Source organism: Mycoplasmopsis felifaucium ATCC 43428 (assembly GCF_000687775.1).
In the GTDB taxonomy this organism is placed as follows: domain Bacteria; phylum Bacillota_I; class Bacilli_A; order Mycoplasmatales; family Metamycoplasmataceae; genus Mycoplasmopsis; species Mycoplasmopsis felifaucium.
In genome coordinates this window covers 1-16189 of the sequence record NZ_JHXS01000015.1, presented here as the reverse complement: position 1 = coordinate 16189, position 16189 = coordinate 1, and the positions used below count along the sequence as shown (strand labels likewise).

Here is a 16189-nt window from a genome sequence, read left to right as displayed (position 1 = left end):
AGGTACATCTATGGATAAATTCGCTCAAAGTGATATGGATATAATTCAAGAAAGAATTAATAAAATTGAAAGGTACAATATCGCTGACTGAAATTATAAAAATTTCAAGCCTTTTCAGTTAGAGAAAATTTCAAACTCGTTCATTAATATGAAACGACAATTCAGATAATTTATAAAATTCATTAAAAAATTCATCTTTTTTGCCTTATAAGGCAATCTTTTCTATTGCTTTCTAAACAATAGTCTATTATTAAAATAGATTTTTATTATTTATCGTTTTAGGCGGAACCTCACTTTTGCATTTTATAAAGTTATGCTAACTATAAAAACATTTAATTTTTTACCTTTTTATAATATAATAATAAGGCAAATGCATCGTTAGCTCAGTCGGTAGAGCAGCTGGCTCTTAACCAGCGGGTCACAGGTTCGAACCCTGCACGATGTACCATATCTTTAAACAAGAACCAAATCAGCCTCCCGGGCTGATTTTTAAAAATTACTATTTAAAACACTAATATATATTAAAATATTAATAATATTGTTAAATCTAACAATTCATATAATAATTTATTCAAAAACCAAAGGAGACTTTATGAGTCCAACTCGTTTAATTCCGATTGGTGGTGTCCAAGAAATTGGTAAATCTACCTTAATCGTCGAACATGAGAATCATATTTTTATTATTGATGCAGGCATTAAATTTGCAGATACAGCTACAACAGGTATTAAAGGTATTATTCCTGATTATAAATACTTAGCAGACAAAAAAGATAATATTGATGGATTGTTTATTACACACGGTCACGAAGACCACATTGGTGGAGTTGTTTATTTAGTAAAACAAGTTCACATCAAAAAAATCTTTGCTCCAAGAATTGCAATTCAATATCTAAAGTTAAAATTTGATGAACACAGAATTACACATAAAATTGAATTTATAGAAATAGAAAAAACTGCCGTTCATGATTTTGGAGATGGTTGTAAAGTTGACTTCTGAAGCGCACAACACTCTATTCCTGATGCTTTTGGTATCAGAGTTACAACACCAAATGGTTCCTTAATGTGTACCGGCGACTTTAGATTTGATTACAGCCCAATTGGAGATATTTACACAGACTTCTCTAAATTAGACCAAATGGGAAAAGAAGGCTTAACTGTTTTACTTTCTGATTCCACAAATGCAATGCGTCCATTCCACTCACCAAGCGAAAGCGATATTTTAATTGACATTGAAAGACATATGAGAAACGCAACTCGTAAAACGATTATTACAGCATTTGCCTCAAACTTAACAAGAGTTAAAGCTATCATTGATTTAGCTGTTAAATTAAAGAAAAAAGTAGCTTGCTTTGGTCGTTCAATGGTTCAAGGTGTTAAAATTGGTCGTAAATTAGGTTATATTAAAGCGCCTGCAAACATTTTCGTTGAGAAAAAAGATATTGCTAATGTAGCCGATAAAGACTTAGTAGTTTTAACAACTGGTAGTCAAGGTGAGCAATTGGCGGCCCTTTCAAGAATGAGCTATGGTAAACACGCAACTGTTAACATTCAAAAAGGCGATATGGTTATCTTTTCATCTAACCCAATCCCAGGCAACAGAATGGTTACTGAATTACTTATAAACAGACTTGCAAAATTAGGTGCAATTATTAAGGAAAACGGTCCTGATGGATATTTACATACATCAGGGCACGCTTACAAACACGAACATGACAAAATTTTCCAATTAACAAAACCTAAATTCTTTATGCCATATCACGGCGAATATAGAATGTGTATGGTTCACGGCGAAAGTGCTGTTCGTAACGGCGTAGATCCTAAAAACATTTTTATCCCTGAAAACGGAAAAGTGTACAACATGATAAATAATACAATTGTACCAACTGAAGAAAAAATTGATTATGGTCCAATTTATATTGATGGAACTACAACATTAAATATTAATGGTTCAATTATTAAAGAAAGAGTTGCTCTTGCTAATAGTGGATTTGTTAATATAACATTAATTATTAATAAAGAAAATAATACCATCATTGGAAGGCCTTCGTTAATAAGTCGTGGTAGTTTTTACGTAAAAACTTCGCTAGATTTGGTTGAAGAAGCCAAAAGAATTGCTCACGGTGCGGTTTTATATCACATCAAAAATACTGAAAATTGAAACGTTGTGGACCTAAAACAATTAATCATTGATAGACTTGAAGCATTGTTTTATAAGGAAAAACGGAGAAGACCAGTCATAATTCCTACAATTCTTTTTGAAAACGAAGAATCAGAAGAACGCTTTGAAAATGCCAAGATTCAATTTGAAACCAAAAAAGACAGTTCCAAAAAAGAATCGGTCGCTAAAATGCTTAATGATCTTAAGGCAGATATTTTTGGTTCAGATGAGGAAAGAAAAGAAGAACTTAGAGATAGTGAAGAAGACGAATAATAGTGAAAACTATTATTTTTTTATTATGAAATAATTAACATCACTTTATTAATATAATTAAATTATGAAGTTAAGGGATAAAAAAATAAATGAAAATAAATACATAAAATCGTTCTGCAGTCAAGATTATTTTTTGTGACACACATCAGATGAATTTAAAAACCAATATATGTCTGATAGCACATTCGATTTTGATGATTTTAATAATTTGGAAGATAATGAAGATGATAACGATGAAAAAATTTGAGGTTTATACTTTGATAATTTCGCAGAATCAAACACAACACAAAATAACCCTAGTAAAATCTTTAATAAGATCACTGAACAAGCAAACACTTATGTCTTACAAGGTATTTTTATTAGCAAAAATGTATCGTATGTACCTTTAAATATGGATTTAACAGGAAAAATACAACTCACCCAAAAGTTATTGAATGATAATAATGTAGATGTTATTTTCAACGCAACATTTGGATATTCAACTACAGAAGATTTCCTAGTTCATTCATCACAATATGCATATGACAAAACCGATAAAACAATTTATTTATTTAAACCTTTCCCTAAAACCACTATAAAAACGCTTCTTTCTGCTGATTATGCATATAATGTTTTCAAAAAATCAACTCAACTTGAGCCTAATAATATTAGAGTAATAATTGTTGACAACTTATTACCATTAAAACAAGATAAATCTAACTTTTTCATAACTGAATGCTGCGGAATGGGGAAAGATCCTTCAGAAATAAATAATGAAAGATTACAGAAATTAAATGATAAGTTAATAGGTACCCTTTTTGATGGCAAAGATAAAGAGTTTGTTAATAATTACTATCGTAAGGGATTACAATATTCAGGGCAACATTACGAAATCCTAGTGTCAAAATTAAAAAAGCAAAAAATATATGAAAAGCAAAAATATGCTTATTTAGACTGTATAAAAGGTAGACAAGTTTTAAGAAATATAACTTTATCCGAGACAAAAGATAAAGAGACTGCTTTTTTTGGATTTCAAAAAGCAAATAGCACTATCATAAATGAAGAAATTAACCTAGGAAGCTTTGACAATACAATTAATAGGATTCAAAATGCTTATACAGTAAATAACGTTAATTTTGATATTTTAGATCCCTATTATGATAACCCTGTGCCAATTAGCCTTGATTATAGCGAATTTGGTCAAAATGATGAGTTATTAAAAACATATAAGAAATACATAATTACAGATGATAAATGAATGAACGGAAATGTGAACGATTCATTAAAAGGGAAATTTTTTGAAAAAAAGTCACCGAAATCTTCTTTTGATAAATATTATTCAAATTTAAAAACTTCTAAACAAATGCCTGATTTTTTTAAAAGAGAAGTGGTTGAAAAATATTTGTCTCTTTTGCACCAAAAAGATTGTAAAATAGTTTGATATGATTATGAATCATTTACAAGCCCTCTGCCTGTTTTTGATAATTTCAGACCTTATAGACAGGTAATTAATCAAGTTTCAATTATCGAAACAATAAATGGAAAAATTGTTGATGATTCACAAGAAGATATTGTTGTAGATCCTAAAACTATTCAAATTATCGACCTAGTCAAAATTCTTAAGAAATTGTACGACAGGCAAGCAGATTATTACATAGTTTTTAACAAAACTTTTGAAAACTCAAGAAATCAAGAAATAGCTAAATTAGCAAGCGAAAATAGTAATAATACAATTTTCGTAAAAAGCCTTAAAACAGTCTTAAATATAAATACAATAGATGTACAACTTTATGCAAATTACATTAACGATAGAACAATAGACTTGATGGATTTATTCAAATCAGCTAAATCAAATCCAGATGTTTTATTCAAATTCAAACTTGATAATAACAGCACAGAAGAAATAGAATTACCTACCTTAAACAGAAATTCTATATTGGTTAATAATATAGATGCAAACTTATTTGCTAATCCTGAATTTGTAGATAAAATACTTAACTTTAACATCTTTTTGAAGGATCTTAAATGTTTATTTTCAATTAAAAAAGTTGAAAAATTAATAACATCTAAAAAAATACAATTAGAACATTTGATCACACCTTATTCTGAATTGGAAGAAATTCATAACGGTGGTAACGCAATGGAGGCGGCAATAAAAAGATATTGTGGTATAACTGGTGATAATGTTTGAAATAATACAGTTGTAAATTTAAAAAAATATTGTCATAATGATGTTCTAGCAATGATTATGGCGTTCAATTTCGCTGAAAAAATTGTTTCAGATCTGTTTCCTGAAATTAATCAATTGAAATATACTTTTGATAATACTAAACAATATTTTATAAATACGAACACAAATAAAATAGAAGTTATTGATAAATAAAACTGAAACTAAACCTACAAATCTGCAGGTTTTTAATTAAAAAATAAGAGATTTATAATCTCTTGTTTTTATTAAGTTTAAGAACTAAGAATTTGTAGGATCTGTATATTTGTTTGTATAAGCTTCGTTAGGAATATTAACTGTTTTGTTTGTTTTAATAGAATCTTCGCCATAAGCTGATAAAGCTTTTTCAAAGTTGTTTTCGTTTAATTGAACACCTGTTTTAGTTACGTGTTTTCCGTATTCAATAATTGAATCAATTAATTTACCAGCTTCATAAACTTGTTTAATATCTTTTTGTTTAGTTAAGTCTAACATTGAATAACCGTCACCACCAGCAGCGATAAAGTCGTTTGTTACAATATAGTAATCATTGTCAGCAACAATGGCTTTGTCGTTAATTTTGAATGAATCTGCTTTTGGTTTTCAAACATATGTTTCAGCTTTTAATTTTGGATCCATTTCTTTAACTACATCTATTGCATAAGAAACGTTTGAAGATAATTGTGCAAATGCACCAGATTTACCTTTAGATAACCCAAATTCTAACGTCTTAATCAAAGTAGATCCTTTAACCTTAATTGTAGTAATTCTGTTACCAAATGGACTTAGAGCTAATATATCTCCATAGTTTAAATCACCAGCCTTCAAGTCTGTTCTTAAACCTCCACCATTCATAAGCCCTATTGTATTATCTAATGTTGAAGCAGGTTCTCCAGCAATATTTTTACATTGGAAATCTCACGCTAGTGCGTTGGAAGCCATAATTCCTAAACCAGTTGGTAAAATTCTACCGATTCAGTATGGGGTTCCGTCTAATTCAATCGAATCAGCGTGTTTTAAAACAGTTGGGTTAGCAAAAGCGGGTTGATTTTTAACTTTGTCAAATTCTGCTTTTAAAGCATCTAATAATTTAAGATTTACATCATTTTTATCAACTACTCTATTGTGTGTATCAACATCAATTTGATATACATTTCTTAAAACTTGGTTAAGACTAATAATTTTGCCTGTTTCTGTATCAAATTCTAATTCAATATCTCCAAGTCATTTTGTATATGCTTCAGTTTGTGTCACATAAATATCTTTATTAGCTTTATTGTTAGCCTCAACATAGGTATGGCTGTGTCCGTCAATTATTAAGTCGAGTTCTGTTTGACCATCACCATTAACGTTTTGAGCTAAATATTCTGATGATCATTCACTTTGAGTTCTACCTGTTCCCAAGTGTACTGTACCGATAACAAATTTAATATCTGGGTGTGCGGCTTTAATCTCTTTAAGAACCTCTTTTGCAGAAGTTGTTGGATCTTTAAATTCTACTAATTCACTATTTTTTGGGTGTGAAGTTCAAATAGTATCAGGTGTTGTTAAACCAAAAATTGCAACTTTAAGACCATTTGAAATTTCTTTAACAATATAAGGTGTAAATACTCTTTGGCCCACTTTAGTTTGGTCGTATCCGGCAGGTGCTGTGCTTGCATCTGCATAATTTTTGTAGTAAATATTTGATGAAATAAATGGCATTTTTCTATCAGTAGAATTAATCTCAGCATCAATTCCTAGAATGTGTGCTAAACCATAGTCAAATTCGTGGTTCCCGATTGCTACTGAGTCATATCCAATTTCTTTAGCCATTTTTGAAATTGTTTTACCTTTGTCTGAATCTGATAATGGCAATCCTTGAATCAAGTCTCCAGCTGAAAGTAATAAGTCTCTCTTTTTATTTTTTAAGAATGAATCTGTACCGATAATACCTGAGTATAAATTATATTTATAGTCATCAAATTCAATACGTCCGTGTTCATCGTTGGTGTGGAAAATTCTAACAGTTCTTATCTTAGAATTTTCTTCTTTTTCCATTTTTCTTAATGTTTCAAAATTTTCATTATATTTAGTATTAAGTGAAGCCAATACAGGTGCAGCTTTGTCATATAATGCTTTAATTTGATCTTTTAATTCTTGTTTTTTGTCGTTATCATTTTCTTTATCTAGTTTACCTTTTAAAGTTTTTAATTCATCAGCATATGTCTTAATTTGTTTATTAAATGCGTCATATGAATCTTTATATTTAGTTCTAACATCTGCAAGACTTATCTTTGTTTCTTGAGCAGTTTCATTGTTAGTTTCAGTATTAGATTTATTAGCTTCATTAGTTTTCACACACTTAGTTGAAATAAGTGGGGCCACTGTAGCTGTAATACCGCTAAGTGCTAATCCTAATCCTAAAAAATATTTCTTTTTCATAAAAAATCCTCCATAAATTCTTACACTCTAATTATACTTTTTTCATTTTTAGGCCTATTCCAAAGCTGAAAAATACCAGAATTATTACCTAAAAATATAAAATTTAATAATTCGCTAAAAATTTGGCAGTTATCAACATTTTTAAAATATTGTTAACCTTATTGCCTCTTGTTTATATAATTAAACTTACACATATTTTTTAGGAGGCAAAATGTTAATAGGTATTAGCGGTATGATAAGTAGTGGAAAAAGTACACTTACAAAAAATCTTTCTTCACACTATAAAACATCAATAATGTTAGAGGAATTTGATGAAAATGATGAGGTATTTAACACCTTTTTAAAATGGCTTTATGAAAAGCAACCAAATCTAACAATGGGGTTCCAAGCTTATGTAGTTGAGAATCACACCACAAAATTAAATGAATTAATTGCAGAGTTCAATGAAAAAGGAAAAAATTGGGAAAAAGACCACATTTTTCTTGATCGTTTTAGCATTGAACACTATATTTTTGCAAATGTAAATTTAAAACCTAAAGGTCCTAAATATTTAGAAGGTTATGATGCATTATTTTCAAAATTGATTACACAAGAAGAAACGCCGGATCTAGCTATTTATTTAGATATGACTTGGGAAACATTTAAAAAACGTCTTTTTGATCGTGGCAGAGATGTTGAAACACAAAACTTCATAGCTAATGAAGCATATTTTTTTGAGCTATATAATTCATATAAGAAATTATTTGAATTACAAGCTGAAAAATACAACTTGAATTATGTTGTTATAGATACAAATAATTTAACAGAACAAGAAGTTTTAAATAAAGCAATTGAAATTATTGAAAATTACGAAAAAACCTATAAAAGAGGTTTATAAGAATGATTATCGCAATAAGCGGAATGATCAGTTCCGGCAAGTCAACTTTAACTAAAAATTTAAAATCTGCTTATCAAAATTCAATGATGCTAGAGGAATTTGACGAAAATGACCAGGTGTTCAATACTTACTTAAAGTGATGTTATGAACAAAAACCTAATTTAGATATTTCTTTCCAGTCATATATTGTTGAATCATTGACAGAATTAAACAAACACAGTGAAGCTAAATTTATGGAAAAATATTCCCATACAAATGGATTTTTGTTTTTAGATAGATTTATACTTGAACACTATATTTTTGCAGTTGTAACACTTGAGAAAAAAGACAAAAAATATTTGGAGGCTTTTGATTCTTTATTTAATTGCATATACGATTCGAGCACTGCACCAGATTTAGCTATCTTTTTAAAAATTTCTTGAAACACCTTTAAAACAAGGATATACGCAAGAGGCAGATCAGTAGAAATTGAGAATTTTAATCAAAATGAAGCATATTTTAAAAGGCTTCACGAGCTTTATTTTGAATTATTTGAAAAATTAGTTAATAAATATAATATTCCATTTAAAATTATCGAATCGGACTATAAAACAGACAAGGAAGTCCTAAAAGAAGCTAAAAAAACAATTGATAATTTTGATTTTAGCAACTCAAATCGTTTTTAATAATGTTTTAGCTTTTTTACTTAAGATTAGTTTTTAATACAAAATTAAAAAATATTAATATTACATATTAATAAAAATCATTTTAAATATGCCATAATATTAATATATTAAATTAGAGGTAATATGAGTTATAAAGCTTTATATAGAAAATATCGCCCAAAATCCTTCCAAGAAGTTAAGGGTCAAGAGCATATTATTACAACTTTATCAAACATAATTTACAGTAGAGAAATTAGTCACGCATATCTTTTTAGTGGTCCAAAAGGAGTTGGTAAAACATCTGTTGCCAAAATTTTTGCTAACTTAATTAATTGCTACCATAACATTGAAAATTTGACATCTTTATGCAAAGATTGTGCTTTAAAATCAGAAACAAATATTGATGTAATTGAAATGGATGCAGCTTCAAACAATGGCGTCGATGCAATTAGAGATTTAAGAGATAAAATTCAAAATTTACCTACAAGCGGAAACTATAAAGTTTATATCATTGATGAAGTACATATGTTATCTAAAGGAGCGTTCAATGCTCTACTTAAAACATTAGAAGAACCTCCTGCTCACGTTGTATTTATCTTAGCAACAACAGACCCTCAAAAAATTCCTGCAACTATACTTTCAAGACTACAAAGATTTAATTTTAGGAAAATTACACCTAATGTTTTAGTGGAACAACTTAAAGAAGTTTTAGATGCAGAGAAGATTAGTTATGATTCAGAAACCTTGAAATATATAGCACGTCTTGCAACAGGTGGAATGAGAGATGCCTTATCAATAGCTGACCAAGCTAGAGCATATGGCAATGGTCAAATTTTATTAGAAAATGTTATGTATTCATTCGGGATAACATCCAATGAAAGCTTAATTTCAATTATCAATAAACTTTATACTGGTGATATGAAAGATGCACTTGAAAAATTTGCTTCTTTAAAAGATGCTGGAATTGACTATAACCAGTTTAAAAATGGCTTAATTGACATAATAAAAGACTACTTAATTTATTCAAAAACATTGGATGATAAAAATCTAGAAATTCTAAATATTGACGAATTTAAAACCTTGATTATTGATATAAATTTTGCTCTAAACGCCTTTGAATTGCTTTATAAACTGGAAAAAGATTTATTCTATACCGAAAATCCTTTCCAGCTTATTGAACTCTATTTAATCAAAATATCTCAGTTAGCAATCAAATCAGATTTAAACAATAGTAAGCCAATCACAAAGGAGCCTGATATGAATGATAAAGATAAAAAAATAATTACAACTGACGAAAAATTATCTGCAATTCTTGAAGAAACACAGGAATTAATTTTAAGTACAACTAATAGTACTGTTAAAAATGAATTAATTGAAGATGACATTTTAACAGGCACATTTGACTTGCCAGAAGATTCATTAATTGATACTCGTGAAATAGATTTAAGCGAAAGTGCTTCAAATGAAGCTGATACACCAAAAATTCAGCTCATTGAACCTTTCGACCAAAAATACAAACAAATGCCTTCTTTTAAATCTAATTATTCAGTTAATGAAGTTGAACAAATTTTATTAAAAACCGACAGAAATATTTTTTCTTCAAATCAAGCTTCATTAAAAATTATTGAATCAACAGTAGATTCATACGAGTATAAAGATTTAATTTTTGCACTTTCAGAATGTTCAATGAAAGCAGCAGGAAGCAATTTTATTGTTTTAACTTCATCAAATATCCCTGTTTTAAACTACTTACAGGCAATTTCAAATAAGCAAAATGTTCAAAACTTTATCAGAGACTACTTTGGATCTTACAAACATTTAGTATTGCTTGAAAAAATGGAATATAAAACAATTGCTAAAACTTTAATGAATAAAATCCAAACTAATACTCAATCAATTGATGCAAACTTTAGCTTAGGCTCAGTTAAAATTGAAAAAGAACTAAGCCCTAATGAACAATTATTTAATTTATTAAATACTATAAAATAGGCTTTTTAGGAGAATATTATGGACCAAAATATGATTAGAAAAATGCAAAAAATGCAACAAGAATTACAACAAAAATCAGAAATTTTCATGGATCAAGACTTTACATTAACAAAACACGGAGTTACTGTTATTGCAAAAGGAAGCAAAAAAATTGTTTCAATTGAAATATCAGATGCAGATTTATTAGATCCTGAAGATCCTGAAATTCTTCAAGATATTTTACAATTAACTATCAATGAATTGTTTGATTCAATTGACGACAAACAACAAGAATTAATGCCAAACTTACCATCTGGTTTTGGTTTCTAAAATGGAAATTAAAGCAGTAAAAGAATTAAATGAAAAATTAGCAACATTCCCGGGTATTAGCAAAAAACAAGCCGATAAAATGTCTAATTTTCTACTTAATTCATCAGATGAATATGTAACTGAATTAATTCAATGCATAGAAGCTTTAAAAGTAAATATTAAATTTTGCGAACAGTGTAATTTTATAGTGGAAAACGGTAAATGTTTGAATTGTGATCAAAATGACCCTTGAAATATTTTAATGGTTGTTGAAAATCCCGCGAACGTTAAAAAAATTAGTGAACTAAACTTTTTTAATGGTTATTATTATGTTTTACCTTACTTAATGAACATAAAAGGGCAAGAAGACTATTCTTACAGCCAACTATTACAATACGCCAAAGATAAAAAAATAGAAGAAGTTGTTATTGTTTTAAGTCCAACTTTAGAAGGCACAATGACATCAGAACATCTATTCAATTCATTTAAGAAAAATAACTTTAAAGTTTCAAAAGCAGCCATTGGCTTGCCAATGGGATCAAATATTGAATATCTTGATGGTTTTACAATTAAGCAATCAATAGAAAATAGAACAAAATAAGGAGCAAATATGTTTATAACTTTTGAAGGCCCTGACGGCAGTGGAAAATCAACACTAACAACAGAATTAATTATTAGACTTTTAAAAGAAAAACCTTCCTTAAAGTATGTTCTAACTAGAGAACCAGGTGGAAAAGGAATTGCTGAAGCTGAAAAAATTAGAGACATTATTCTAAATAATGAATCTAATATTTCGGCAATGTCAGAAGCTTTATTATATACAGCTAGCAGACGCATTCACCTTGAAAGAGTTATTTGACCAGCTTTACAAGAAAATAAGTTAGTTCTTTGTGATAGATATATTGATAGCTTTTATGCTTATCAAGGTTATGCTAGAGATCTTGGAATTGATTTTGTTAAAAAAATTACTGAATTAGTTATTGAAAACACTATCCCGGACATTACTATCTACTTAGATATTACCGAAGAACAAAGTGAATTCCGTAGAGGTGTTTTAAGAGGAGTAGCTGATAGATTAGATGGTGAAAGTGGTGAATTTCACAAAAAAGTTATAAACGGTTATAAGGAATTATTAAAAGCAGATCCTGATAGATTTATTATTATAGATGGTTGACAATCTAAAGAAGCAGTTACTGAAGAAGTTTATAATAAACTAATGCAAAATGCTAAATTTAGAGCTTTCTGAGACAAACAATAATATGGTTGATAAAAACTTTCAAACAATAATAGATAATTCCTTAAAAAACGATAATTTGAGTCATTGCTATTTGCTCGTTGCTGAGAGAAATATTAATATAGATGACTCTATTTTATATTTAATTAATAAGGCAAACAATTTAGAAATAAATGAATTAAACCAGGAAAGTTTGCCACCTTCAGTTATTTATATAAATGATGATTTAGATAAAGACACAATTATAGAAACCTTACGAGCTAGCTCTTTAGCTTCATATAATACAAACGAAACTAAATTTATAGTTATTAAACATATTGATAAAATGTCTTTAAATGCACTTAATTCATTGTTAAAAAACATTGAAGAACCAAGCCCAAATACTTGCTTTATTTTAACAACATCAAATCCTAATAAAGTATTAAACACTATTAGATCTAGATCTACTGTAGTATTAATTCACGCTCCCAAACAATCTGTTTTAGAGGCTGATTTGTTAAATATACTTAATTTAAAAGAATATGAAGCGTGATTTTATAGCAATATTTTTGCAGATATTCAAGAAACTCAAAAATATCTTGATATTGTTAATTTTAATATAGTTGATGACTTGATTAAAAGCATAGAACAAAGCAACAAAAACAAATATTTCCTTTATATGTTCTTGTGTCAATTCGCCAAAAAAGACAACCAGGAAATTTTTGAATTTTTAGTTAGAAGTTTATTATTTTTTTTCAAGTTTCCTTGAATTGGTAAAAATAAAATAAATCCTTATTTCACTAAGTTATATGACATTATTATTAAAACTAAAATAGATTTTGAAGCCTGTTTTATAGCTATTTCAGACTATTTAAACAGTTTACATCAAAATGAAAATTATTTCTTACAAACCGAAAAATTGCTAATCAAAATAATGGAGGCATATGAGTAAAATTTATATAGTAGGAACTCCAATAGGTAATTTTAAGGATATTACTCTAAGAGCTCTTGAGACTCTTAAAAAAGTTGATGCAATAGCTTGCGAAGATACAAGAGTAACAAGTAATTTATTAAGTCATTTTGACATTCAAAAGAAACTTTATCCATATAACAAATTCAACGAAAAAGCCAGTTCTAAAGGTTTAATTGACTTAATTATTAAAAATAATTATGATATTGCATTAGTATCTGACGCAGGCATGCCTTTAGTTAGTGATCCTGGTTTTGATTTAATCAAAGAAGCTAGATTAAATAACATTGAAATAGAATTAATACCTGGAGTTAATGCTGCTATATCTGCATTTGCTTTAAGTGGCTTATCAAATACATTTATTTTCCACGGGTTTCCTAAGGAAAAATCAGGCCAAAGACTTAAACAGATTGAAAATTTAGATGATGAAAACGCTCACGTTTTCTACGTTTCTCCACATAAATTTGATTTATTGGTTCAAGACATTCAAACAGTCTGAAATGATAAAGCACAAATCTTTTTAGCTAGAGAGCTCACTAAAATGCACGAAACACATTATTTAGGTACACCAACTGAAATAATTGAACAATTAAACAATACAAGCAAAAAAGGTGAATATACTTTAGTGTTAAAAATAACTAAAGAAAAGAAAGAAAAAGTCAATAAATACAAATCTTAAGTTGGTCCTCCAACTTTTGTTTTGCTGTTTTTAGTGAAATGAATATATAATATTAAAAATTAAATTTTATTTATATTCATATTAATAATAATTTTAAATAGGAGTCAATATGAACAACGTTAATATTTTTGCATTAGGTGGATTAGACGAGAACGGTAAAAACTGTTATGTTTTTGAATACAACGAAAGAATTTACATTATTAACTCAGGAACTAAAATTCCTATTAATTCAACAAACGGTATTGATACATTAATTCCTAATTTTGATTACTTAGTAAAACATAAAGATAAAATTGAAGGTATTTTTATTACTGACGTTAAAAATGAATCTTTTAGTTCATTACCTTGATTAGTAATGAAGCTTCCTGGTGTTCCAATTTATACATCTAAGTTCAATAAAATTTTAATTATTGATAGATTAAGTAAATACAAAATTAATGACAATAATATTAAAATTAATATCCTAGATCAAACAACTAAAATTGGGCCTGTTTTTGTTGAATCAATTGAGCTAGCCGGTTCAATGCCTGGGCACATTGGTTTAGACTTTATAACGCCTGATGGCGATTATGTTTTTATGTTTAATTTTGTAGAAGGTAATTTAGGCATTTATGGAAACATAGATTTTGCTAATTTAGCCAAATCAAAATTTGCTAAAAGAAAAATAAAAGCCTTAATAGTTGATTCAGGTCGGGCAAATTATAACGGTAGAGCTATTGATAAGATTATGCTTCCTAAACAAGTAGAATTCGCTTTTATGGCAGCTAAAGAAGATGAAAGAATTATAGTTGGGGCTTATGATGAGGAAATGTTTGCAATTAACCAAATTTTGGAATTTGCAAGACAAACAAAAAGACCTGTGATAACTTATGGTAAAACATATGGCCAAGTATTAGAAATTATTAAGAAAGCTAAACCAGATTTACCTTTACCAGAAGTTATCGATTACAAATATGCTAACAAAACTAAAAACGCTGTAATTTTAGTTACTGGAACGACCGAAAGACTTTATTCAAGATTCTTAAGAATAACAGATAATAAAGACGTTTATTTAAAACTTCAACCATCTGACACTATCATTATGATTGCTCCGGCAATCAATGGGCTTGAAAGCGTTGAAGCAGTTACTTTAGATGAAATAGCACGTATTACCCCTAGAATTACAGAAGTTACTAATTCTGAATTCTACCGCCATAGACCCGCTAGAGAGGACTTAGTTAAATTAGTTAATATCTTGAAACCTGAATATATTATTCCAGCACAAGGTTTATATAGATATTTACTAGATGCATCTAAATACATTCAAAGCGAATGTTTAGTTAATCCTAAAAACATTTTTGTATTACAAAATGGTCAAGTTGTTCATATTATGAACGGTAAGATAATTTCTTACAAAGGTAAGGTTAAAGAAGTTGGAGATGTTATTATTGACGGTTTTGGTGTAGGTGATATAAGTACTGAAGTTATTAATGAGCGTGAAGTTTTAGGTCGTGAAGGCGTTATTCTTGTAACATCAAGATATAACCCTAAAACTAAACTATTAGTTGGCAAGATGCAAGTTAATTATGTTGGTTCAATTGATAAAGATGAGAAAAAAGAAGCTACAGAGTTAATTAAAACTACTATTACCAATTTAATAGATACTAAAAAATTTGAAGGCATTAAAGACCTTCAAAACCAATGCCGTTCATCTATACGTAAAAAGATTTTCAAATCATATAATAAAGAACCTATTGTAGTTGTTTCATTTATTCAAATATAATTATCTCTTCATAACCAATATAGGTTATGAATTTTTTTAATAAACAAAAACGCCTGTTTTATAGGCGTATTAGACAAACATTTTTTGTAATAAAGCTTTTTTTATGTCTTTGAGTTTAGTGAGTTTTTTATTAGTAAGGGTGATAAGTTTATCAACTGCAGTCAAAAATTCAGCGATTTTTGACTGCTCAATAAGTTCTGAAATTTCTACTAAATTTTCAGAATAGTCTGACCAATATATATGCGGGATCGCTGTTCCAATAGAAGATATTGAAAAATCAAATTTAGACATAATATGATATAAAAAGTTTATATTAACTTCCTGATTGTTATGAATCGCGCCCATAGTTCCAATAAACATTGTATTTTCCTGCAAAACCCTAACTCTTCCGATTCCTGCACCATCCTTAATGATTGTTATATATGGCTTATTTATAGCCGTTTTATCTGTATAACCTATTTTGCAAAGAGCATCATATAGAGCATATTTACCATTATAATTTGCATCAGAAACATTAAGATTGGAAATAGTATACCTACTAATTTCATTCAATTTAACGACTTTTCATAAATCGTTAAATTGTGAAAACCTAATCTCAGGGACTAATTTTCCTTCTCTTGGAAACATTTTTTTAAGTAAAGACTTTTTAACATCTTTTAACTTATCTAAGTTATTAGATGTTTGAGTAATTAAGTTATCTATATTTTTGAAGAATTCACCTATTTTA

Annotated in this window: 13 protein-coding genes and 1 tRNA gene; 12 read left to right on the top strand and 2 right to left on the bottom strand. The window is 28.4% G+C overall.

All coding sequences use genetic code 4. The features are described from left to right. The first annotated feature begins 372 nt into the window (after window positions 1-372). From T390_RS0102815 to T390_RS0102805, 3 genes are all read left to right on the top strand, one after another. Window positions 373-448: transfer RNA gene (locus T390_RS0102815), tRNA-Lys, on the top strand. A 144-nt stretch (window positions 449-592) separates the two neighbouring features. Continuing rightward, window positions 593-2431 carry a ribonuclease J gene (locus T390_RS0102810; RefSeq protein ID WP_027334988.1) on the top strand — a complete coding sequence of 613 codons (1839 nt, stop codon included), beginning with the start codon at window positions 593-595 and terminating at the stop codon, window positions 2429-2431. 64 nt (window positions 2432-2495) lie between these two features. Further along, window positions 2496-4793, top strand: a complete 2298-nt coding sequence (locus T390_RS0102805) for a DUF2779 domain-containing protein (RefSeq protein ID WP_027334987.1) — start codon at window positions 2496-2498, stop codon at window positions 4791-4793. An 84-nt stretch (window positions 4794-4877) separates the two neighbouring features. Here T390_RS0102805 and T390_RS0102800 read toward each other — a convergent pair whose 3' ends face one another. Next, window positions 4878-7040, bottom strand: coding sequence for a bifunctional metallophosphatase/5'-nucleotidase (locus T390_RS0102800; RefSeq protein WP_027334986.1), 2163 nt, complete (start codon window positions 7038-7040; stop codon window positions 4878-4880). Between the two features lie 211 nt (window positions 7041-7251). Here T390_RS0102800 and T390_RS0102795 point away from each other — a divergent pair, with 211 nt between their 5' ends. From T390_RS0102795 to T390_RS0102755, 9 genes are all read left to right on the top strand, one after another. Further along, complete coding sequence (locus tag T390_RS0102795; RefSeq protein WP_027334985.1) at window positions 7252-7917, top strand: deoxynucleoside kinase; 666 nt, start codon at window positions 7252-7254, stop codon at window positions 7915-7917. Window positions 7918-7919: 2 nt separating this feature from the next. Beyond that, window positions 7920-8582: a deoxynucleoside kinase gene (locus T390_RS0102790; RefSeq protein WP_027334984.1), complete on the top strand. Its 663-nt coding sequence runs from the start codon at window positions 7920-7922 to the stop codon at window positions 8580-8582. 123 nt (window positions 8583-8705) lie between these two features. Next, complete coding sequence (dnaX, locus tag T390_RS0102785; RefSeq protein ID WP_027334983.1) at window positions 8706-10550, top strand: DNA polymerase III subunit gamma/tau; 1845 nt, start codon at window positions 8706-8708, stop codon at window positions 10548-10550. Between the two features lie 18 nt (window positions 10551-10568). Continuing rightward, window positions 10569-10859 (top strand): YbaB/EbfC family nucleoid-associated protein, encoded by a 291-nt coding sequence (locus tag T390_RS0102780; protein ID WP_027334982.1) that lies wholly within the window; start codon window positions 10569-10571, stop codon window positions 10857-10859. Between the two features lies 1 nt (window position 10860). Further along, window positions 10861-11439, top strand: a complete 579-nt coding sequence (locus T390_RS0102775; protein ID WP_027334981.1) for a toprim domain-containing protein — start codon at window positions 10861-10863, stop codon at window positions 11437-11439. Window positions 11440-11448: 9 nt separating this feature from the next. Next, complete coding sequence (tmk, locus tag T390_RS0102770; RefSeq protein WP_027334980.1) at window positions 11449-12096, top strand: dTMP kinase; 648 nt, start codon at window positions 11449-11451, stop codon at window positions 12094-12096. Beyond that, entirely contained in the window at window positions 12062-13003 is a 942-nt protein-coding gene (locus tag T390_RS0102765) for a hypothetical protein (protein WP_051590860.1), read from the top strand. The genes tmk and T390_RS0102765 overlap by 35 nt, the downstream gene beginning before the upstream one ends. After that, the gene (rsmI, locus tag T390_RS0102760; protein WP_027334978.1) at window positions 12996-13700 is read left to right on the top strand and encodes a 16S rRNA (cytidine(1402)-2'-O)-methyltransferase; all 705 of its coding nucleotides are present in this window, start codon (window positions 12996-12998) and stop codon (window positions 13698-13700) included. Before T390_RS0102765 ends, rsmI begins: the two co-directional genes overlap by 8 nt. A gap of 109 nt (window positions 13701-13809) precedes the next feature. Then, window positions 13810-15462 (top strand): MBL fold metallo-hydrolase RNA specificity domain-containing protein, encoded by a 1653-nt coding sequence (locus tag T390_RS0102755; RefSeq protein WP_027334977.1) that lies wholly within the window; start codon window positions 13810-13812, stop codon window positions 15460-15462. Window positions 15463-15531: 69 nt separating this feature from the next. On the opposite strand, the gene T390_RS0102750 is transcribed toward T390_RS0102755, so the two are convergent. Next, on the bottom strand, window positions 15532-16189 hold a 658-nt coding region (locus T390_RS0102750; protein WP_027334976.1), incomplete at its 5' end, for a restriction endonuclease subunit S.